This is a genomic window from Stenotrophomonas maltophilia group sp. P373, from assembly GCF_053295075.1.
Genome location: NZ_CM129994.1, coordinates 2,702,800 through 2,723,942, shown reverse-complemented (window position 1 = coordinate 2,723,942; position 21,143 = coordinate 2,702,800). Strand labels below are relative to the sequence as shown.

At 67.4% G+C, this 21,143-nt stretch carries 21 protein-coding genes; 9 read left to right on the top strand and 12 right to left on the bottom strand.

Features of this window, described 5'->3' with window-relative positions; translation table 11 throughout:
- Positions 1-115: 115 nt before the first annotated feature.
- The 5 genes from ACSYHF_RS12725 to hutI form a co-directional block, all read right to left on the bottom strand.
- Positions 116-1,552, bottom strand: coding sequence for a serine hydrolase domain-containing protein (locus ACSYHF_RS12725; RefSeq protein ID WP_447575703.1), 1,437 nt, complete (start codon positions 1,550-1,552; stop codon positions 116-118).
- Between the two features lie 110 nt (positions 1,553-1,662).
- Entirely contained in the window at positions 1,663-3,330 is a 1,668-nt protein-coding gene (gene hutU, locus ACSYHF_RS12720) for a urocanate hydratase (protein WP_197598600.1), read from the bottom strand.
- The gene (gene hutG / locus ACSYHF_RS12715; protein ID WP_197598601.1) at positions 3,327-4,181 is read right to left on the bottom strand and encodes an N-formylglutamate deformylase; all 855 of its coding nucleotides are present in this window, start codon (positions 4,179-4,181) and stop codon (positions 3,327-3,329) included. The genes hutU and hutG overlap by 4 nt, the downstream gene beginning before the upstream one ends.
- Complete coding sequence (hutH, locus tag ACSYHF_RS12710) at positions 4,178-5,719, bottom strand: histidine ammonia-lyase (RefSeq protein WP_095377189.1); 1,542 nt, start codon at positions 5,717-5,719, stop codon at positions 4,178-4,180. The genes hutG and hutH overlap by 4 nt, the downstream gene beginning before the upstream one ends.
- The gene (gene hutI, locus ACSYHF_RS12705) at positions 5,716-6,939 is read right to left on the bottom strand and encodes an imidazolonepropionase (protein WP_197598602.1); all 1,224 of its coding nucleotides are present in this window, start codon (positions 6,937-6,939) and stop codon (positions 5,716-5,718) included. The genes hutH and hutI overlap by 4 nt, the downstream gene beginning before the upstream one ends.
- Before the next feature lie 67 nt (positions 6,940-7,006).
- Here hutI and ACSYHF_RS12700 point away from each other — a divergent pair, with 67 nt between their 5' ends.
- The 4 genes from ACSYHF_RS12700 to ACSYHF_RS12685 are packed head-to-tail and all read left to right on the top strand — an operon-like array spanning position 7,007 to position 9,810.
- On the top strand, positions 7,007-8,377 hold the full coding sequence (locus ACSYHF_RS12700) for a formimidoylglutamate deiminase (RefSeq protein ID WP_262221649.1): 1,371 nt from the start codon (positions 7,007-7,009) through the stop codon (positions 8,375-8,377).
- 27 nt (positions 8,378-8,404) lie between these two features.
- Entirely contained in the window at positions 8,405-9,133 is a 729-nt protein-coding gene (hutC, locus tag ACSYHF_RS12695; protein WP_005417312.1) for a histidine utilization repressor, read from the top strand.
- A gap of 15 nt (positions 9,134-9,148) precedes the next feature.
- Positions 9,149-9,409, top strand: coding sequence for a type II toxin-antitoxin system HicA family toxin (locus tag ACSYHF_RS12690; protein ID WP_447575702.1), 261 nt, complete (start codon positions 9,149-9,151; stop codon positions 9,407-9,409).
- An 8-nt stretch (positions 9,410-9,417) separates the two neighbouring features.
- Entirely contained in the window at positions 9,418-9,810 is a 393-nt protein-coding gene (locus ACSYHF_RS12685) for a type II toxin-antitoxin system HicB family antitoxin (protein WP_447575701.1), read from the top strand.
- 165 nt (positions 9,811-9,975) lie between these two features.
- Here the strand turns inward: ACSYHF_RS12685 and ACSYHF_RS12680 are convergent, their stop codons facing one another.
- The 3 genes from ACSYHF_RS12680 to ACSYHF_RS12670 all read right to left on the bottom strand — a co-directional run bounded on the left by ACSYHF_RS12680 (position 9,976) and on the right by ACSYHF_RS12670 (position 12,059).
- A complete protein-coding gene (locus ACSYHF_RS12680) occupies positions 9,976-10,974 on the bottom strand; it encodes a restriction endonuclease (protein WP_111127351.1) in 999 nt (332 codons plus the stop codon).
- A gap of 236 nt (positions 10,975-11,210) precedes the next feature.
- Positions 11,211-11,702, bottom strand: coding sequence for a phasin family protein (locus tag ACSYHF_RS12675; RefSeq protein WP_053497278.1), 492 nt, complete (start codon positions 11,700-11,702; stop codon positions 11,211-11,213).
- Positions 11,703-11,783: 81 nt separating this feature from the next.
- Positions 11,784-12,059, bottom strand: coding sequence for a polyhydroxyalkanoic acid system family protein (locus ACSYHF_RS12670; protein ID WP_005417302.1), 276 nt, complete (start codon positions 12,057-12,059; stop codon positions 11,784-11,786).
- Between the two features lie 125 nt (positions 12,060-12,184).
- On the opposite strand from ACSYHF_RS12670, the gene ACSYHF_RS12665 reads away from it, so the two are divergent.
- The 4 genes from ACSYHF_RS12665 to aroA all read left to right on the top strand — a co-directional run bounded on the left by ACSYHF_RS12665 (position 12,185) and on the right by aroA (position 16,892).
- A complete protein-coding gene (locus ACSYHF_RS12665) occupies positions 12,185-12,991 on the top strand; it encodes an FHA domain-containing protein (RefSeq protein ID WP_032954286.1) in 807 nt (268 codons plus the stop codon).
- A gap of 180 nt (positions 12,992-13,171) precedes the next feature.
- Positions 13,172-14,257 (top strand): 3-phosphoserine/phosphohydroxythreonine transaminase, encoded by a 1,086-nt coding sequence (gene serC / locus ACSYHF_RS12660; RefSeq protein WP_447575700.1) that lies wholly within the window; start codon positions 13,172-13,174, stop codon positions 14,255-14,257.
- Between the two features lie 51 nt (positions 14,258-14,308).
- Entirely contained in the window at positions 14,309-15,508 is a 1,200-nt protein-coding gene (gene pheA / locus ACSYHF_RS12655) for a prephenate dehydratase (protein ID WP_049414995.1), read from the top strand.
- A gap of 76 nt (positions 15,509-15,584) precedes the next feature.
- Positions 15,585-16,892 (top strand): 3-phosphoshikimate 1-carboxyvinyltransferase, encoded by a 1,308-nt coding sequence (aroA, locus tag ACSYHF_RS12650; protein WP_065178647.1) that lies wholly within the window; start codon positions 15,585-15,587, stop codon positions 16,890-16,892.
- A gap of 186 nt (positions 16,893-17,078) precedes the next feature.
- Here the strand turns inward: aroA and ACSYHF_RS12645 are convergent, their stop codons facing one another.
- Positions 17,079-17,651 carry an energy transducer TonB gene (locus ACSYHF_RS12645; protein WP_005417293.1) on the bottom strand — a complete coding sequence of 191 codons (573 nt, stop codon included), beginning with the start codon at positions 17,649-17,651 and terminating at the stop codon, positions 17,079-17,081.
- A gap of 119 nt (positions 17,652-17,770) precedes the next feature.
- Positions 17,771-18,409, bottom strand: coding sequence for an energy transducer TonB (locus ACSYHF_RS12640; protein ID WP_005417291.1), 639 nt, complete (start codon positions 18,407-18,409; stop codon positions 17,771-17,773).
- A 113-nt stretch (positions 18,410-18,522) separates the two neighbouring features.
- Between ACSYHF_RS12640 and serS the strand changes: the two genes are divergently transcribed.
- Positions 18,523-19,803 (top strand): serine--tRNA ligase, encoded by a 1,281-nt coding sequence (serS, locus tag ACSYHF_RS12635; RefSeq protein ID WP_005417289.1) that lies wholly within the window; start codon positions 18,523-18,525, stop codon positions 19,801-19,803.
- Between the two features lie 141 nt (positions 19,804-19,944).
- On the opposite strand, the gene ACSYHF_RS12630 is transcribed toward serS, so the two are convergent.
- Together ACSYHF_RS12630 and ACSYHF_RS12625 are read right to left on the bottom strand one after the other, a co-directional pair.
- Positions 19,945-20,295 (bottom strand): ligand-binding protein SH3, encoded by a 351-nt coding sequence (locus tag ACSYHF_RS12630; protein WP_111127345.1) that lies wholly within the window; start codon positions 20,293-20,295, stop codon positions 19,945-19,947.
- A gap of 137 nt (positions 20,296-20,432) precedes the next feature.
- Positions 20,433-21,020 carry an FMN-dependent NADH-azoreductase gene (locus ACSYHF_RS12625; protein ID WP_005417285.1) on the bottom strand — a complete coding sequence of 196 codons (588 nt, stop codon included), beginning with the start codon at positions 21,018-21,020 and terminating at the stop codon, positions 20,433-20,435.
- Positions 21,021-21,143 lie beyond the last annotated feature (123 nt).

Here is a 21,143-nt window from a genome sequence, read left to right as displayed (position 1 = left end):
GGCCGCCCGCCGCGTTCCTGTAGAGCCGAGCCCGCGCTCGGCTAATCGCGCAGCGCGGGTTGTCTGCCATCGCGACAAAGAGCAGCCAAGCATGGGCTCGGCTCTACAGCAGGGTCTATGGCGAGAGTTTCGTCAGCGTCTTCGACTTTGCGTAGAACTGATCAGCTGCTTCCTTCTCGCCCAATGCCGCATGACACTCGGCCAGGCTGTCCCACACATTGGCCGAATCCGGATACAGCTCGGTGTTGAGGGCGAATACCTTCAACGCCCTGCGTGCACCAAGGCTCTCGCGGATGGCATAGCCGCTGGCGTTGATCGCTCGTTCCAGCTCGCTGCCCGCCACCCGGTTGTTATCGCGCAACCAACTGCGTATCGCCTGGGCAGCGCCTGCATCATCATCCAGCGCATACGCGACCAGCCCCTCGGACAGCACCGCGTGCGGAAACGCCTGCGGCGCCGCGACCGCCATCGTGCTTTCCACCAGCGTGCTCGACCAGACATTGCGGGCGCTGCCGTTGGTGAGGTAAACGAATACCCAGTAGCCGCTGGCCAGCGTGCCCTTGTAGGCCAGCCGCGCACGTACACGGGTGCCGCCATCATGGCCGACCTGGGTGTAGCCGTCGCTGCGGGTGGTGTCCCATCCGGTGGAGAAGAAATTGCTGCCGCCACCGCTCAGTTTCTGCGGCTGCCAGAGCTTTTCCAGGGTCTCCGTACGCACCAGCGTGCCGGTCGCCAGCGCCTGCAGGAAGCGGTTCATGTCGCCCACGGTGGTCTGCAGATCGGCATGGCCCCAGCCGTAGTCCGGCCAGGGATCTTCATTGGCAGGCTGCAGTTGGCCATCCTTGCCGATGTACGGCACCGCCGCGCGCCGGGCCGGCACGCTGGCAACGCCCCACGAGGTGCTGGCCATCTTCAATGGCTGCAGGATGCGTTTGCGCGCGATGGTCGGGTAGGGCTTGCGGTAGTGCGCTTCCAGCAACGCCGTCAGCACCAGGTAGTTGGCCTGGGTGTACTGCACGCGGCTGCCGGTGGCGAACTGCATCGGTGTCGCGCCGGCCACCTTCAGCGCAGTGCCAAGGTCAGGCGCTACACCGGGGTAGCCCTTGCTCACCCAGCGGTTATCCACCCGGTTGTAGTACTCGCCGATACCCGAGCTGTGGTTGAGGAAATCACGCACGTGGATCGCCTGCCATGCAATCGGCAGGTCCGGAACATAACGGCTGGCCAGCGCGTCAAGATCCACCTTGCCCTGGTCCACCAGTTGCATCACCAGCGTGCTTGTCAGCAATTTAGCCATGGACTGCGCGGCGAAGATGGAATCGACGGCGGCAGGTGTGTGCGTAGCGCGATCACGTTCGCTGCTGGCGCCCTGGTACAGCACCTGGCCGTTGTGGGCGACCAGTACCGCCTGACCGGCGATGCCGTAGCGTTCGAGGTTGGCCTGCAGTTGGGCGTCGAGCTGGGTAGAGACGCCGGCGGAGAGGTCACTCGCTGATGCGGGCGGAGCAGCGAACAGGACGCAGAGCAATGCAGCAGCAAAGGTGCGGTACATCGCGGTGATCCATCAGCGGTGATGGCGCATGGTGGTCAAGACGGAAGAGCGGGTCAAGGGCACCGATTCCCGCATCAGGGAGTGCCGGCCGCGGGCCGGCACCCCTGCGATCAGCCCAGGATCGCCGGCAGATCCAGTCCCTTTTCCTTCGCACAGTCGATCGCGATGTCATACCCCGCATCGGCGTGGCGCATGACGCCGGTGGCTGGGTCGTTCCACAGCACGCGGCCAATCCGCTTCGCCGCTGCATCGGTACCGTCGCAGACGATCACCATGCCGGCATGCTGGGAGAAGCCCATGCCCACGCCGCCGCCATGGTGCAGCGAGACCCAGGTCGCGCCGCTGGCGGTGTTGAGCAGGGCGTTCAGCAGCGGCCAGTCGGACACCGCGTCGGAGCCATCGGCCATCGCTTCGGTTTCGCGGTTTGGCGAGGCCACGCTGCCGCTGTCCAGGTGGTCACGTCCGATCACCACCGGCGCCTTCAGTTCGCCGTTGGCGACCATCTCGTTGAACGCCAGTCCGAGTCGATCGCGATCACCCAGGCCGACCCAGCAGATGCGCGCCGGCAGGCCCTGGAACTTGATCTTCTCGGCGGCCATGTCCAGCCAGCGGTGCAGGTGGGGATTGTCCGGAATCAGTTCCTTCACCTTGGCATCGGTCTTGGCGATGTCTTCCGGGTCGCCACTCAGTGCCGCCCAGCGGAACGGGCCGATGCCGCGGCAGAACAGCGGGCGGATGTAGGCCGGCACGAAGCCGGGGAAGTCGAACGCGTTCTCCACGCCTTCTTCCAGCGCCATCTGCCGCAGGTTGTTGCCGTAGTCCACGGTCGGCACGCCGAGTGCGTGGAAGCCGAGCATGGCGCGGATATGGTTGGCCATCGACGCGCGCGCTGCTTTCTCCACTTCCTTCGGCGCGGACACGCGCTTTTCGTCCCATTGCTCGACGGTCCAGCCCTGCGGCAGGTAGCCGTTCACCGGGTCGTGCGCGGAGGTCTGGTCGGTCAGCAGGTCCGGCTTCACGCCCCGCTTGAGCAGTTCGGCCAGCACGTCGGCGACGTTGCCGAGCAGGCCCACCGACTTCGGCGTGCCGGCCTTGCAGGCTTCATCGATCAGGCGCAGCGCTTCGTCCAGGTTGTCGGTCCAGGTATCCAGGTAGCCGGTGCGCAGGCGCATGTCGATGCTGCTCTTGCGGCACTCGACGGCCAGGCAGGAGGCGCCGGCCATCACGGCGGCCAGCGGCTGTGCGCCGCCCATGCCGCCGAGGCCACCGGTGAACAGCCACTTCCCGGTCAGGTCGCCACCGAAATGCTGGCGCCCCATCTCCACGAAGGTCTCGTAGGTGCCCTGCACGATGCCCTGCGCGCCGATGTAGATCCAGCTGCCTGCGGTCATCTGGCCGTACATGGCCAGGCCCTTCCTATCCAGCTCGTTGAAGTGGTCCCAGTTGGCCCAGCGCGGTACCAGGTTGGAATTGGCGATCAGTACGCGCGGCGCATCGGCGTGGGTGCGGAACACGCCCACCGGCTTGCCCGACTGCACCAGCAGGGTCTGGTCGTCGTCCAGGCGCTTGAGCGTTTCGACGATGGCATCGAAGCTCTCCCAGTCGCGTGCGGCGCGGCCGATGCCGCCGTACACCACCAGTTCCTGCGGGCGCTCGGCCACATCGGGGTGCAGGTTGTTCATCAGCATGCGCAGCGGCGCTTCGGTCAGCCAGCTCTTGGCGTTCAGCGTGGTGCCGGTCGGCGCGGCGATGGTGCGGGACGGGTCGTTGCGGGTCATGCGGCGCTCCGGTTCGTAGCGAATTCAAGGCAGGCATTGAGCACCTGCGCCAGGGTGTGGCGCAGCGGTGCGGCGTGGTCGGGGTCGAGCGGGGTGGGCCAGCTGTGCTCGTCCACCTGGTCCGGCAGGGGCTCGTGCATGTAGCCGCGGCAGGCCAGCTCCATCTGCAGGCTGTGCACGCCGCCGGCGATGTTGCTGTAGTGGCGGGTGATCCAGCCACCCTTGAAACGGCCGTTGCGCACCTGGCTCATGCCACTGATCTTCAGCAGGTTCTCCACCACGTCGCTCAAGGCGTTGTCGCAGGACGTGTCAGGTGCGCCGGACGGGCCAGCGGTGCCCAGGTTGAACTGCGGCAGCTCCCCGTCGAACAGATGCGGGATGTGTGAGCGGATCGAGTGCGCGTCGTACACCACCACGGTGCCGTGGCGTGCACGCAGGCGCGTGATCTGCGAAGCCAGCGCATCGTGGTAAGGCAGGAAATACGTGTCGCGGCGACGGGCGATTTCTGCGTCGTCCGGTTCGCGCCCGGCGTGGTACAGCGGCTGGTTGTCGAAGGTCGCCAGCGGGCACAGGCCGGTGGTGTTCTGGCCCGGGTACAGCGACACGCCGCTGGGATCGCGGTTGAGGTCGATCACCGAACGCGAGATTGCCGAGCGCACCGTGGTCGCGCCCATGCCACGCACGAAGTCGTACAGCTCGTGCACCCACCAGTCGGCGTCGCGGCGTGCCAGCCACGGCGAGTGGTAGTCGCCGATCAGGTCGTGCGGCAGCTCGCTGCCGGTATGCGGGAAGCTGACGATGAGGGGGGCGTCGCCCTCGTGCACCGTCAGCCATTCGGGAAGGGTCGTCATGCCTGCGGTTCCACGGTCGGCAACAGATCGCCCAGGCCCTGCGCCAGCGCACCGCTGCGCACCAGATTCGTGGCGGTCACCATGTCCGGATGGAAGTAGCGGTCTTCTTCCAGTGTCGGCACCTGCGCACGCAGGCTGGCGCGCACGCTTTCCAGCGCGGCACTGGAGCGCAGCGGGGCGTGGAAGTCGCAGCCCTGTGCTGCGGCCAGCAGTTCGATACCGATCACGTTGGCGGCGTTCTCGGCCATCTGCATCAGGCGGCGTGCGCCGTGCGCGGCCATCGACACATGGTCTTCCTGGTTGGCCGAGGTCGGGATTGAATCAACGCTGGCCGGGTAGGCGCGCTGCTTGTTTTCCGAGACCAGTGCAGCCGCGGTCACCTGCGGAATCATGAAGCCGGAATTCAGGCCCGGGCGCGGGGTCAGGAACGCCGGCAGGCCGGACAGCGCCGGGTCCACCAGCATCGCCAGGCGGCGCTCGCTGATCGAGCCGATCTCGCACACCGCCATCGCCAGCATGTCGGCGGCGAAGGCGACCGGCTCGGCGTGGAAGTTGCCGCCGGACAGTGCTTCGCCGGTGTCGGTGAACACCAGCGGATTGTCGGAGACGCCGTTGGCTTCGATTTCCAGCGTGGTCGCGGCCTGGCGCAGGATGTCCAGCGCCGCGCCCATCACCTGCGGCTGGCAGCGCAGGCAGTACGGGTCCTGCACGCGCACGTCGTTGTCACGGTGCGATTCGCGGATCTCCGAGCCCTGCATCAGCGTGCGCAGCGTCGCGGCAGTGGCAATCTGCCCGCGCTGGCCGCGGATGGCGTGGATGCGCGGGTCGAACGGCGTGTCCGAGCCCTTGGCCGCTTCCACCGACAGCGCGCCGGTGACCAGTGCGGCCTGGAACACGGTCTCGATCTCGAACAGGCCGGCCAGCGCGTAGGCGGTGGAGAACTGCGTGCCATTGAGCAGCGCAAGGCCTTCCTTCGCTCCCAGTTCGATCGGCTGCAGGCCGGCACGTGCCAGGGCATCGACCGCCGGCAGGCGCTCGCCATCGATGAAGGCTTCGCCCACGCCCAGCATCACGCTGGCCAGGTGCGAGAGCGGCGCCAGATCGCCCGAGGCACCCACCGAGCCTTGTGCCGGCACCACGGGCAATACGCCCTTGACCAGCATCGCTTCGAGCAGCAGCAGGGTTTCCTCGCGAATGCCCGATGCGCCCTGCGCCAGGCTGACCAGCTTCAGCGCCATCATCAACCGCACCACGCTGGCCGGCATCGGCTCGCCCACGCCGGCGGCATGCGAGAGCACGATGTTCCGCTGCAGGGTGGCCAGGTCTTCGCGCTCGATGCGCACGCTGGCCAGCTTGCCGAAGCCGGTGTTGATGCCATACACCGGTGCGCCCTTGGCGACGATGGCGGCCACCGCCGCAGCACTGGCGCGCACCACCGGCAGTGCGACCGGGTCCAGCGACAGCGGCGCACCGCGATAGACCTGCCGCCACTGGGCGAGAGTGACATGGCCGGGGCGAAGAACCAGGGTGTTGCTCATGTGTTGCTCCAGGAGGCAGGCAGGTCGGGCTGCCCGCGCGCCACGCGCGCGTGCAGCGGGTTGAATCCAATGCGATAGACCAGGTCGGCGGGCGCATCGATATCCCAGATCGCCAGGTCGCAGTCCATGCCCACCGCCAGGCGGCCGATGCGCTCGCCGTGGCCCAGTGCGCGCGCCGCTTCACGGGTGAAGCCGGCGATGCACTCATCCACGGTCAGGCGGAACAGGGTGGCGCCCATGTTCATCGCCAGCAGCGGGCTGGTCAGCGGCGAAGTGCCCGGGTTGCTGTCGGTGGCCAGCGCCAGCGGCACGCCGGCCGCACGCAGCGCGGCGATCGGCGGCAGGGTGGTATCGCGGGTGAAATAGAAAGCACCGGGCAGCAGCACGGCGACGGTACCGGCAGCGGCCATCGCGGCGATCCCGGCATCGTCCAGATGTTCGATATGGTCGGCCGACAGTGCACCGAAGCTGGCCGCCAGCTCGGCACCGTGCTGGTTGCTCAGCTGTTCGGCGTGGATCTTCACCGCCAGTCCGTTCGCGCGGGCGGCCTCGAACACCTGCCGCGCCTGCGCGGGCGAGAAGGCGATGTTCTCGCAGAACACGTCCACCGCTTCGGCCAGGCCTTCGGCAGCAATGGCCGGAATCATTACCTCGCACACCTCGTCGGTGTACTCCTGTGCCTCGTGGCCCGGCGGAACCGCGTGTGCGCCGAGGAAGGTGGTCACCACGTTGACCCGGCATTCCTCGCCCAGCGCACGCGCCACCTGCAGCTGCTTGCGCTCGTCGGGCAGGGTGAGGCCGTAGCCGGACTTGATTTCGATCGTGGTCACGCCTTCGGCGCGCATCGCCAGCAGGCGCGGCCGGCTTTCGGCGGCCAGCTGTTCCGGGGTGGCAGCGCGGGTGGCGCGCACGGTGGAGACGATGCCGCCGCCGGCACGGGCGATCTCGGCATAGCTGACGCCCTGCAGGCGCTGCTCGAATTCGTTGGCGCGGTTGCCGGCGTAGACCAGGTGGGTGTGGCAGTCGATCAGGCCCGGCGAGATCCAGCGGCCTTCACCGTCGATGCGGGTGGTCGGCTGCAGGTGCGCATCGCTGCCGGCAGCGCCGACGTGGACGATGCGGCCCTCGGCGCAGGCCAGTACGCCATCGCGGATGACACCCAGGCCCTCGCCATCGAGGGTGATCAGGTGGACGTTGGACCAGAGGGTATCGACGTGCATGGCATCCACAACGCGGCTGTGCTTATATGTCTATACAATATAGGCGTCCATTTCGGGTTGTCCAGCCATGTCCGATTCGCGTTCCCTGCTCAGTTTCCATGCCACCCACGCCCTGCTGGCCGAGGGCTGGGCCCGCGATGTCCGCCTGCAGGTGCGGGACGGCCGCATCACGGCAATCAGCAAGGGGCAGGCCCCGCAGGGCGGTGACACCCGCGTCGGCATCCTGGTGCCGGGCCTGCCCAACCTGCACAGCCACGCCTTCCAGCGCGGCATGGCCGGCCTGACCGAGATCGGCGGCGGTGACGGCGACAGCTTCTGGAGCTGGCGCGAGCTGATGTACCGCTTCCTGGCCCATCTGCGCCCGGATGCGGTGCAGGCCATCGCCGCCCAGGCCTACATGGAAATGCTGGAAAGCGGCTTCACCCGGGTCGGCGAGTTCCATTACCTGCATCACGAGGCCGATGGCCACGCCTATGCCAACCGTGCCGAGATGAGTGCACGGATTGCCGCCGCCGCCAACCAGACCGGTATCGGCCTGACCCTGCTGCCGGTGTTCTATGCGCATGCCGATTTCGGCGGGGCGCCGCCGAATCCAGCGCAGCGTCGCCTGATCCACGATGTGGACGGTTTCGCGCAGCTGCTGGATGCCGCGAAGCCGGCATTGGCCGCGCTGCCCGACGCGGTGCTCGGCATTGCCCCGCACAGCCTGCGCGCGGTTACCGGCGAAGAACTGAGTGCGTTGCTGCCGCTCACCGATGGCCCGGTGCACATCCATATCGCCGAGCAGGTGCGCGAAGTCGAGGCCTGCCTGGCCTGGAGCGGCCAGCGGCCGGTGCAGTGGCTGTACAACCATGCGGCGGTGGATGCGCGCTGGTGCCTGGTGCATGCCACCCACATCACCGACGACGAGCGCGCGGCGATCGTGGCCAGCCAGGCCGTGGCCGGCCTGTGCCCGATCACCGAGGCCAACCTGGGTGACGGCCTGTTCCCGATGCAGGCGTTCGCGCGCGAGGGCGGGCGCTTCGGCGTCGGCTCCGATTCCAATGTGCTGATCGATGCGGCCGAAGAACTGCGCCTGCTTGAGTACGGCCAGCGGCTGACCTTGCGCGGGCGCAATGTACTGGCGCCGGATGCCAGCCGCAGCACCGGTCGTTTCCTGTTCGAAGGCGCACTGCGCGGTGGAGCGCAGGCGCTGGGCGTGGCCGCTGGCCTGCAGGTCGGCGCCAGTGCCGATCTGGTCGAACTGGATGCCGCACACCCGGCGCTGCAGGCGCGACAGGATGACGCATGGCTTGACAGCTGGGTGTTCGCCGCACGTAATGGCGCGCTGCGATCGGTCTGGCGCCATGGCCGCCAATGCGTGGCCGAGGGCCGCCACCTGCAGCGCGAGGCGATCACCACCGCCTTCGCCGCCGCCCTGCGTGGCGTGCTGGGCTGATCGCCTCCGCCACCGGGATCCCATTACGTGAAGGCAAGCAAGTCCGCCACGCTCAACCAGCGTATCCGCAGCGATCTGGAAAGCCGCATCCTCAGCGGAGAGTGGGCGCCGGGCTTCCGTATTCCCTACGAGCACGAGCTGATGGAGCAGTACGGCTGCTCGCGGATGACGGTGAACAAGGTGCTGACCGCGCTGGCCGAGAGCGGCATGATCGAGCGCCGCCGTCGCGCCGGTTCATTCGTAGCGCGTCAGCCGCCTCACCTGGAGCAGGTGGCGCTGGAGATTCCCGATATCGCGATGGAGGTCGGTTCGCGCGGCCATCAGTACGCGTACCGCCTGCTGCAGCGCGAGCTGCGCCTGGCCGACGCCGGCAATGCCGGTGAAGTGGAGCTGGCCGGCAGCGAGAAGCTGCTGGCGATGCGCTGCCTGCACCTGGCCGATGGCCGTCCGCTGGCGCTGGAGCATCGCCTGATCAGTCCGGTGGGTGTGCCCGAGGTACTGGAAGTCGATTTCAGTACCACCGCGCCGGGCAGCTGGTTGCTGCAGAACGTGTCCTGGACGCGCGCGCAGCATCGAATCAGTGCCTGGGGTGCGGACACCGCCACGGCCAGGCTGCTGGACGTGAAACCGGGCACCGCCTGCCTGGTGATCGAGCGCCTGACCTGGCGCGGTGAACAGCCGATCACCCGCGTGCGGCAGGTGTTCCTGGGGGATGCCTGGGACCTGGTTGCGCGCTTCGCGCCGGGCGCTCGCTAGGGATTCCATCCACGCATGGCGTGGATCTACTGGTCCGGTACGGCTGTCGTCTTGAACTCTGTTGGTGCGTGTGTGCGATGTGTATCGTCCCTGCATGAAGAGCAGGGAACTCATCCGCGATCTGGAGGCGGCAGGTTGGACCTGTGCAGGATTCGCGGATCCCATCATGTATTCGTGCACCCGCAGTGGCCTCGCATCATCACCGTGCCTCACCCCAGAAAGGATCTGGACAAGGGGCTGGTTCAGGCGTTGCGGAAGCTCGCAGGACTGACGTAGGAGGTCCCATGCGCTATCCAGTCTTGATTGAGGCCGGCGATGAACGCACCGCGTGGGGGGTCATCGTTCCCGATCTGCCGGGGTGCTTCTCGGCAGCCGACACGCTTGACGATGCACTCAGCGCGGCCGAGGAGTCTGCGCTTGCCTGGATCGATGCGGCCCTGGATGAGGGGCGCTCGATTCCCAGTCCTTCTGCGCCACAGAAGATCGTCGCCGAGGCTCCCAGGGGTACGGCCTGGATTCTTGCCTACATCTGCATTGATCCATCTCTGCTGGACGACACCATCGAGCGGGTCAACATCAGCCTGCCGCGTCGCATCCTGGCCAGGCTGGATGCGCAGGCCAAGGCGGCCGGCGAGTCCCGCTCCAGTTACATCGCCCATCTCGCAGCATTGGGCTGAGCGGGCGCCTTGTAGAGCCCAGCCCATGCTCGGCTGCTGTTCGCGCGATGCGCGATGAGTCGAGCGTGGCTCGACTCTGCAAAGGCATCCACGCATGGCGTGGATCTACCAGAGATTCGTGTATCGGGATTCAGTAGATCCGCGCCATGCGTGGATGTTGCCCCATCAATACGTAGCGCACTGCCGCCAGCGCACCGGCTCATCCACGCCGGGGCGGGCATTGAGCTGGATGCGCACGTTGCGCAGGGCGGGGTAGTGCAGCACTTCCTCACAGACCTGCGGCCAGACCTTTTCCAGTTCACCGGTGCGGTTGATCGCCAGCGTCTGCCGGGTCAGCCAGACACCGCTGGCGATGCCGGGCTTGCCGGCCAGGGCGCGGGCCAGATCGGCCTGGTAGCGATCCAGCGTGGCTGCATCCGGATTGGGGTTGCTGCGCGGGTCGGTCGCCGAGGCGACGGCAGCCTCGGCGGCGGCTACGGGGGCTGCCTCGTTCGGGGCAGGTACGGTCGCAGGCGTGGTTGAAGGCGTCGCCACCACCGACGCTGCAGCAACCGGCGCGGCCTCTTCCACACGCAGGCCCTGCAGGCCCAGGCCAACCAGCAGCCCCAGCGTTGCCGAACCCAGTGCGGCGATGGCGATGCGGCGCAGCGCTTCGTGCCGGGCGCTGGCGCGCACGCGCGCTTCGATGTCGCCGGGCAGGTAAGGCTGCAGCAATGGCCACAGGCGCGGGCCGTCCAGCACTTCAACCGCCTGCTTCTCGGCGGCGCTGCGGCCGTCGCGCTCGATGCGGCCTTCGGTCAGCAGCACGCCGCCCTTGGCGCCGGCCAGGCGCGCGGCCGCACCCAGCTCGTTCACTGCGGCGGTGCCGATGCGGTAGGCCAGGCCGTGCTTGCACGACACCAGCCAGTGGTTGGGGCCATCGCTGAGCATGAAATCGCTGCTTGGCTCGCGGGCTTCTTCCGCCGGATCGATCAGTTCACGCAGGCCGCGCTGTTCGCGCAGCATGCGCTTGACCAGAACGGAGAATTCGCGCCAATGCATGCCCGCCAGGGCCTGCAGGCCGAGTTGCATCTCCTTCTGCCGCCGCTTGACCCACCACAGATAGACAACGGCCAGGAAACAGCTAAGCAGGGCCGACAGCAGGGCCAGGATCCAGGGGAGCATGCAGGAGTAGGGCGGAAGGGGCGAAAGCGGAGAACGACAGTGTAAAGGTCGCGGTGCCTGGCCGGGTCAGGATGTTCCTGACAGAAAGCGTGATGGAGCGCGCAGATCGACGTACAGCGGGCACGAAAAACCCGCCAATCCTGTAGCCGTGAGGGGAGGGAACAAACGGCAGCCGAAGCGATTGGCGGGTTGCTCGCGATTGTCAATCAATTTTTATTGCATTGCAACAATCGTGGTCAGGGCACGCTGTCCGGTGACTGATGGCTGCCCGGAGCAGGGGCATCGGTGCCGGACGCGGCGCGGTTTTCCAGCTTGGCCAAGCGCGCGTGCAGGGCATCAATGCGCGCCTCCAGCGCGGTCACTTCGTCGGCGGTGGGTACATGCAGGCGCTTGAGTACGCCCTGCACCTGGTCATCGAAGGCCTTCTCGACCTTGTTCCAGGTGCCGGAGGCCTTCTCGCGGGCCTCGTCCAGCGAGGTCTCGACATTGTCACGCCAGCCCGGGCCCTGGTCGCCGTTGCGTTCACGGCGGCGGGCTTCCCAGGCTTCGCCTTCCTTCACAAGGCCGTCGAAGAAGCGGCTGCCCTCGGCCTGGGCGCGACCCAGCGCACCCAACCCGGCCAGCCAGACCTGCTGGGCCGAATCGCTCAGCTTGCGCGAGAAGCGCTCGGCCTGGTCACCGAAAGAGGCATCGTCGTTGCGGCGGTCGTCGTTCTCGTAGTGGTTCATCGCACTTCCCGTGGGAGTTGGGCCTGCCCCCGAGAGTAGCGCGCACCGGCGTTGCACGGCCGTGACGGCCGCCGCCGGGGTTCAGCCCAGCTTTTCCTTCAGCACACGCTGGATCTCGCCTTCGACCATGCCCTTCATCGCCGACAGCAGGAAGCCCAGTTTGGCGGTTACGCGCACCGCGCCCGGCTGCAGTTCGATCGCACCGTCCACGCCGCTGCCGGAGAAGTTCAGTACGTCGGCGGTCCAGGACGACTTCAGGCCAAAGCGCTCGGACAGCTTGGCAGCGACCTGTTCGATCGCGGCGCGCGCCTGTGCATCGGGCAGGGCGTGGGCGTGGCGGACATCGATGGTGGACATGCAGGCTCCTGGCGCAGGGCGGGGATGGTCGAAGAGGGCAAGCATTGTGCGCATCAAGGGCCGCCGCGCCAAGCACTCATCGTGGGTTCTTCTTCGTTGGCGACCAACCTGCTAGGCTGCGCCGCGTGCAGAACCTGCTTGTTCACTTCAGTCAACAACAACAGCCCGACCAGCCCTTGCGGCCCGGGGTGCAGCGCATCGTGCGCCAGGCCAACGGCAGCGTGCGGCTCGGAGATCCTGGCCACGGCGCACTGCTGCTGGCCCAGTTCTGCATGGATGATCGCGGCCTCTGGCTGCAGGTCGGCAACGGCATCCGCGGCGTCCACGTCAACGGTCGCCCGGTACGCCGGATGGCCCTGCTGCGTGCAGGCGATGCGGTGTATGTGGATGGCGTGGAGATGGTCCTGCAGGGCGAGGTCGAAAGCCTGCTGCAGGCGCCTGCGCCGAAAGCCGAAGATGGCAGCGACGAGCAGCAGCGGCTGCTGCGCGGTGTCGGCGGTCTCCATCATGGCCGCAGCTTCACCCTGTCGCGGGCCCGCCTGATCGGGCGTGGCAACGAGGCCGACATCGCCATCGATGACCCGGCTTTTGCCGAGCAGCATGCCCGCGTGGAAGTGCACGGCGAACGCGTGCTGCTGCGCGATCTCGGCAGTGCCGACGGCACCCGCGTCAATGGCGTGGCCGTGCGCCATTGCTGGCTGCAGGCCGGCGACCAGGTGGTGTTCGATGGCCAGCACCGTTTCGTGCTGGAAGTGCCGCATGATCCGCGCCGACGGTCGTTGCCGGTCGAGGACGAGTCGGGCGAGGACGTGGAACAGGCGCCGGTGCTGCCGGCTGCGCCGCGCAGGGTGCGGCGCTGGCCGTGGCTGCTGGTCAGTGCGCTGCTGCTGGCCGCGCTGCTCAGCCTGCTGCTCTGGTTCGGCGCGCGCTGACGGTAGTGCCGGCCGCTGGCCGGCAACCGCCGCCCCGAATCCGTTAGGTTGCCGGCCAGCGGCCGGCACTACCTGGTCGCGTTGCCGATGGATTCCGATGAAACCAAATTTCCCTTGCCGCACAAGGCCGCAAGGCTGGTGCACTGCGGCATACTAGGGGTCTTGCCCCACAGGTGTGACATGACGCGCGCGTTCAACTTCAGTGCCGGCCCTGCGACCTTGCCGGAATCGGTCCTGCGCCAGGCGCAGGCGGAAATGCTGGACTGGCACGGGTCCGGCGCTTCGATCGTGGAAATGAGCCATCGCGGCGCGGAATTCATGTCCGTGGCCGCCGAGGCCGAGGCCGACCTGCGTCGCCTGCTCGATATTCCCGAAGACTATGCGGTGCTGTTCCTGTCCGGTGGTGCCACCACCCAGCAGGCGTTGATCCCGCTGAACTTCGCCGCCCCCGGCCAGCGTGCCGACTACGTGGTCAGTGGCCACTGGGGCAAGACCGCGGTCAGGCAGGCCGGTGTTTACGTGGACGTCAACATCGGCGCCAGCAGCGAGGCCGATGGCTATCGCACGCTGCCGCCGCGCGCCGACTGGCAGCTGTCACCCGATGCCGCCTACGTGCACATCACCGCCAACGAGACCATCCACGGCGTCGAGTTCCGTGATGTGCCCGACACCGGCAACGTTCCGCTGATCGCCGACTTCAGCTCGTCCATCGCCAGCGAGCCGCTGGACGTGCGCCGCTACGGCGTGATCTATGCCGGCGCGCAGAAGAACCTGGGCCCGGTCGGCATCGCGGTGATGATCATCCGCCGCGACCTGCTCGAGCGCAGTGGCCAGCCACGCGCGGACATCTTCGATTACCGCTCGCATGTCGCCCGCGATTCGATGCTCAACACCCCGCCAACCTGGAACTGGTACCTGGCCGGCCTGGTGTTCAAGTGGATGCTGGCCGAGGGCGGCGTGGCCGAGTTCGCCAGGCGCAATGCCGCCAAGGCCGCGCTGGTGTACGGCGCCATCGACGGTTCCGGCGGCTTCTACCGCAATGAGGTTGCACACGCGGCCCGTTCGCGGATGAACATCCCGTTCTTCCTGCCCGATGCCGATCTCGATGCCCGCTTCGTGGCCGAGGCCAAGGCCGCTGGCCTGCTGGCGCTGAAGGGGCACAAGGTCGTCGGTGGCATCCGTGCCTCGCTGTACAACGCCATGCCGCTGGCCGGGGCCGAGGCGCTGGTCGCCTTCATGGCCGATTTCCAGCAGCGTCACGGCTGAGCAATGAACGGCGCGCACCGTCGGGTGCGTGCCCCGCAACAAGGAATTCCGATGGCAAGCAGCAAATCCAGCAAGAAGGCGCCGAAGAAGGCCGAACCGGCCAAGGACAGCGTGCCCACCAAGGCGAAGGGCAAGGCCAAGGCCACCTCGAACCCGGCACCCACCCTGGCGCCGCTGGCGCTGGCCGATGTGCGCTCGAAGATCGACCAGATCGACCGCGACATCCAGAGCCTGATCGCCGAGCGCGCGCGCTTCGCCCACCAGGTCGGCAAGGCCAAGGGCAAGCTCGCCGCCGCCGTCGACTACTACCGCCCCGAGCGCGAAGCGCAGGTGCTGCGCATGGTGGTGGACCGCAACGAAGGCCCGCTCAGCGATGAACTGCTGGTGCACGTCTACCGCGAGATCATGTCGGCCTGCCTGGCCCAGCAGGAGCCGCTGAAGATCGGTTACCTCGGCCCGGAAGGCACCTTCAGCCAGCAGGCCGTGCTCAAGCACTTCGGCCGCTCGGCGCTGGGCCTGCCGATGGCCAGCATCGAAGAGGTGTTCCAGGAAGTGGAAGCGGGCAACGCCGATTTCGGCGTAGTGCCGGTGGAGAATTCGGGGCAGGGCACCATCCAGATCACCCTGGACATGTTCCTGACCTCCAACCTGAAGATCTGCGGCGAAGTGGAACTGCGCGTGCAGCAGTTCCTGATGTCGCGCAGCGGCCGCATCGAGGACATCGAGCGCATCTACGCGCATCCGCAGTCGTTCATGCAGACCTCGGCGTGGCTGCGCGCCAACCTGCCGAAGGCCGAGAAGATTCCGGTGTCGAGCAACGCCGAAGGCGCGCGTCGTGCGCGCAACGCCGACGACGCGGCGGCCATCGGCGGCGAGAGTGCCGGCCACGTGTACGGCCTGAAGAAGGTGGTCACCAAGCCGATCCAGAACGATGCCGACAACACCACCCGCTTCCTGGTGGTGGGTCGCAACATTTTCCCGACCTCCGGGCACGACCGCACCTCGGTGCTGGTGTTCATCCATGACAAGCCCGGTGCGCTGTTCGACGTGCTCAGCCCGTTCGCCCGCCACGGCATCAGCATGAACCGAATCGAGTCGCGGCCGTCACACCACGGCAAGTGGGAGTACGGTTTCTTCATCGACCTGGCCGGCCATATCGACGACGCGCCGATGCAGGCCGCGCTGGCCGAACTGGAAGCGCACTCGGCGCAGATCAAGGTGCTGGGCTCCTATCCGGTGGCCGTGCCCTGAGTGCTGCTGTGGCGGCAACAGCAGCCGCTCCCTGATGCATCGCCGGCGCTGCCGGTGTTTACGGAATGATCGAACGATGAGCAACGCGCAACACTGGATTGCCCGCAAGGGCCAGCCGCTGCAGGGCAGCCTGACCATTCCCGGCGACAAGTCGGTCTCGCACCGCTCGGTGATGTTTGCCGCGCTGGCCGATGGCACCTCGCACATCGAAGGCTTCCTGGAAGGCGAAGACACCCGCGCCACCGCGCGCATCTTCAGCCAGTTGGGGGTGCGCATCGAAACCCCCAGCCCGTCGCAGCGCATCGTGCATGGGGTGGGTATCGACGGCCTGAAAGCACCGCAGGCACCGCTGGACTGCGGCAATGCCGGTACCGGCATGCGCCTGCTGGCGGGCCTGCTGGCAGGCCAGGCCTTCGACTGCACGCTGATCGGCGATGAATCGCTGTCCGGCCGCCCGATGCGCCGCGTGACCGGCCCGCTGTCGCAGATGGGCGCAAGGATCGACACCCAGGACGACGGCACGCCGCCGCTGCACGTGCATGGTGGCCAAGCGCTGCACGGCATCGATTTCGCCTCGCCGGTGGCCAGTGCGCAGGTCAAGTCGGCGGTGCTGCTGGCCGGGCTGTATGCGCAGGGCGAAACCAGCGTGACCGAACCGCACCCGACCCGCGACTACACCGAGCGCATGTTGTCCGCATTCGGCGTGGACATCGCGTTTTCGCCGGGCAAGGCCCGCCTGCGCGGTGGCCAGCGCCTGCGCGCCACGGATATCGTGGTGCCCGCCGATTTCTCTTCGGCCGCGTTCTACCTGGTCGCCGCCAGCATCATTCCCGGCTCCGAGCTGCGCCTGAAGCAGGTCGGCCTGAATCCGCGTCGCACTGGCCTGCTGCATGCGCTGCGCCTGATGGGTGCGGACATCAGCGAAGAGAACCCGGCAGAACAGGGCGGTGAACCGGTGGCCGACCTGGTGGTGCGCTACGCCCCGCTGAAGGGCGCACGCATTCCGGAAGCGCTCGTGCCGGACATGATCGACGAGTTCCCGGCGCTGTTCGTGGCCGCTGCGGCCGCCGAGGGCCAGACCGTGGTGAGCGGTGCGGCCGAACTGCGAGTGAAGGAATCCGACCGCCTTGCGGCGATGGCCACCGGCCTGCGTGCGCTGGGCATGCAGGTGGACGAGACCGAAGACGGCGCCACCCTGCACGGGGGCGTGCGCCTGGGCAGCGGCACCATCGAAAGCCACGGTGACCACCGTATTGCCATGGCGTTTGCCATTGCCGGCCAGATCAGCGACGGCGAAGTGCGCATCAACGACATCGCCAACGTCGCCACCTCCTTCCCGGACTTCGACGGCCTGGCGCGCAGCGCCGGCTTCAACCTGGCCTGATCGGCCGATCAGGTTTTCCGGTAGGTGCCAACCATGGTTGGCACGCGCCCCCTGTCCGGTAGGTGCCGACCTCGGTCGGCACGCTCACATCGCCCGGTAGGTGCCGACCTTGGTCGGCACGCTTCTCCGCATAAAAGGACGGAGGCCGAAGCCTCCGTCTAAACATCACGAACCCCTCGTCCGCGATCAACGCTGTCCGGTACGGAAATCCACCGGGACCCGCACCACACTGGCCACTGCACGGCCTTCATGCATCGCCGGCTGGAACTTCCAGTTCTGCACGGCGCTCAGCACCGCACGATCCAGGTCACGGCTGCGCTCGCCGCTGCGCGAAACAATCGCAGCATTGGTGACCTGGCCGCGGGCATCGACATTCAGGCTGGCGATCACGCTGCCCTGCACGCCATTGCGCAGCGCGGCAGCGGGGTAGGTCGGCTTGCTGTTGCCTGCCAGCGGGCGTGCCTCGCGATTGCGTACGGCAGGGGGGGCCTTGCGCTGGTTGCCGGCCGCTGCGGCCTGGCGGGCCGCAGGCTGTTGTACATCGGCGACCGGCGCCTGCTCGGGCGCGGGCAGCATGCGCTCGCCGACCGGTGCCGGCGCCACGTCTTCCTGGTTCGAGTGACGCAGCCAGAGCAGCGCGGCGGCAAACATCGCCACGATCAGCGCGATCCACATCCAGGGCGACGTGGGCTTGTGCTGTTCGCTGGCGTCCTGCTGCAGCTGCGGCGAATGAAGGTCTTCGTGGGTGGTGGCGGTCATCGCAAACTCCTTCCGTCAATGGACGACGGGGAGAGTGTTGCGCGGGCCAGTGGCGGGAAGTGTCAGCGTTGCGTCAACGCGACCGGCAGGGTTCAGTTTGCCTGCCGGGAAACGTTCAGTTACTGGGTCTTGAAGTCGAACGGCACTTCAATGCTGCCCGGTACGGCCTGGCCGTTGCTCTGCGCCGGGGTGAAGCGCCAGCGGCGCACCGCATCGGTCGCGGCACGGTCGAGCTCGCGTGAGCCGCTGCGCTGGATCACCGTGGCATTGTTCGGATAGCCGGTGGCATCCACGTCCACGCGCACCACCACGCTGCCGGTCTCGCCGGCGCGCAGCGCGGCGGCCGGGTAGGCCGGTGGAGGCGACTGGCCGGCAATCGGCATCGGCTGGCTGTTGCCTGTAGCAGCCGGCGCCGGGGCCGGTGCGACCGGGGCCGCTTCAGCGACGGGCGCCGGCGGTGGCGGCGGGGTTTCGACCAGCTTCGGGGCTTCCTCCTCGACCGGGGCCGGCTTGGCATCGGGCATGTCGCTGGAACCGGCGGCCGCAGCCAGCGGTTCGGGCAGCGGTTCCACCTGCGCCGTCTCCTGTGGGGTCTGTGCGGCCGGGTCGGCGCGGAAGAATTCCTTGTCGCGACCGGTGTACCAGACCAGCACGAACAGCAGTACGCCCACGCCGAAGGCGATGCCGGCGATCTTCAGGGCGTTGCGCGGGATATGCACGGTAAACGACTTGGCGGACGACGAGCGGGGTGCAGACATGGACCGGACCAGTACGGAATGCCCCGATTCTGCCACGGCGGGAATGAACCGGGCGGCAGAAATCCGTATAACAAGCGATAATCCCATCCCTGATACCCACCACGACACCTGCCATGCTTGATCCAGCCCTGCTCCGCCACCAGCCCGCCGACCTCGCCGAACGCCTGCGCACCAGCCGCGGCTTCGAGCTCGACGTGTCTGCCCTGGAGTCCCTGGAGGCCGATCGCAAGCGCATCCAGGTGCGTACCCAGGAGCTGCAGAGCCTGCGCAACAGCCGTTCCAAGGCCATCGGCCAGGCCAAGGCCAAGGGCGAGGACGTGTCGGCCATCATGGCCGAGGTCGCTGCATTCGCCGACGAGCTGAAGGCCTCGGAAGTGGCGCTGGACGAGCTGCGCGAGAAGATCGAAGCGATCTCTATGGGGATTCCGAACCTGCCGGCCGATGACGTGCCGGCCGGTGCCGACGAGAACGACAATGTCGAGCAGGCGCGCTGGGGTACTCCGCGCCAGTTCGACTTCAAGGTGCTCGACCACGTTGAGCTGGGTGCGCGCAACGGCTGGCTGGACGGCGAGACCGCGGCCAAGCTGTCCGGCTCGCGCTTCACCGTACTGCGCGGCCCGATCGCGCGCCTGCACCGTGCGCTGGCCCAGTTCATGGTCGACCTGCACACCGGTGAGCACGGCTATGAGGAAACCAACGTGCCGCTGCTGGTCAACGCCGATTCGCTGCGTGGCACCAGCCAGCTGCCGAAGTTCGAGGACGACCTGTTCAAGACCGCCGTGGGCGACTCCACGCGGTACCTGATCCCGACCTCGGAAGTGCCGCTGACCAACATCGTGCGCGACGAGATCGTCGACGCCGAGCGCCTGCCGCTGCGCATGACCGCCCACTCGATGTGCTTCCGTGCCGAGGCCGGCAGCGGGGGCCGCGACGTGCGCGGCATGATCCGCCAGCACCAGTTCGAGAAGGTCGAGCTGGTCTCGATCAGCCGCCCGGAAGACAGCGACGCCGAGCACCAGCGCATGACCCGCTGTGCCGAAGTGGTGCTGGAAAAGCTGGGCCTGCCGTACCGCAAGGTGCTGCTGTGCACCGGCGACATGGGCTTCTCGGCGGTGAAGACCTACGATCTGGAAGTCTGGCTGCCGTCGCAGGAGACTTACCGCGAGATCTCCTCGTGCTCGAACTGTGGTGACTTCCAGGCCCGCCGCATGCAGGCGCGCTGGCGCAACCCGGCCACCGGCAAGCCTGAGCTGGTGCATACCCTGAACGGCTCGGGCGTGGCGGTTGGCCGCGCGATGATCGCGGTGATGGAGAACTACCAGAACGTCGACGGCAGCATCACCGTGCCGGAGGCCCTGCGCCCGTACATGGGCGGCCTGGAAACCATCGCCTGATTCTCTGGCTGGGTGGGTGCCATGCTTGCATGGCACCGTACCCACGCATGGCGTGGATCTACTTGAGGATGTTGCACGCGCCGGGCATGAATTCAACGATGCCCCAGTAGATCCACGCCATGCGTGGATGAACCCCGGCGATCACTCCACAGCGCGCAGCTTCTCCAACGGCACCCATCCCGGTTCGCCGGCCTCCGGCATGCACCATGCCCACCCGTTAAGCGTGCGCATCCCTCGCAGCAGCTGCCCCGGATCCACATCCAGCTCCCGCGCGCAGTAATCCTCGGTGGCAAACGCGCCACCCTGCGCATCGCGGCCGATCACCGGCGCCGGCACGAAGCCGGGCTGCTGCCCCTCGGCCTCGCACAGGAACCAGTCGTCCCAGCCCTCCGGGCCTTCATAGCGTTCGCCCACTACCAGCGCCTGGCCGCGGCGCAGGGTGATCGGGTGCGGAAATTCGCTGCGGTGCGCAGCCGTCACGATGTAGTTCATGCCCCCAGCCTAGCGCGTCGCAAAAGAAGACGGCCCCGCACAGCGGGGCCGCCAGGGTGGGCCGGGATGGGGGAGGGGATCCCGGCCCGCGTTCAGCGCCCAGACGAGGAGAGAGGGGCGCCGAACGTTGGAACGCGTTACGCAGCGACGGCTTCGGCCGCTTCGTGCGACGGAAGTGCCGCCAGCGCACCGGCAATGGCGTCTTCACGGTGCTGCGGCGAATAGGCGATGCCTTCGGCGCGCACGAATTCGACCTCGTTGATGCCCATGAAGGCGAACACCTGGCGCAGGAACGGCTCCTGGAAGTCGGCCGGCGAGTCGGTGTAGATGCCGCCACGGCTGCTGGCGATGATCACCCGCTTGCCACCGGCCAGGCCCACCGGGCCGTTCTCGGTGTACTTGAAGGTGCGGCCGGCCACGGCCACGCGGTCGATCCAGGCCTTCAGCGTGGATGGAATGCTGAAGTTGTACATCGGCGCGCCGATCACCACGATGTCGGCGTCCAGGAACTGCTGCATCACCTGTTCAGCGTCGGTCGCCTCGGCCGCGTCGGTCTTGGCCAGCGAGCTGCTGCGCAGATGCGGTACCGGATTGGCGTCAAGATCGCGATAATCGACCTGCAGGCCATCGATCTGGCTGGCGAAGCGGGCGACCACAGCGGCCGACAGCTGGCGCGAGACGGAGTTGTCGCCAAGCACGCTGGCGTCGAGATGCAGAAGCTTCATGGCAGTCACCTGTGTTCTGGGAGGAAGGGGCGGGGTGGCCCCGCCGACGGAGAGAACGATAGGTTGTTGCAAAGGCGGAATAAAGGTGGTTGAATGCCACGTATTGTTCTAGATATGGAACTC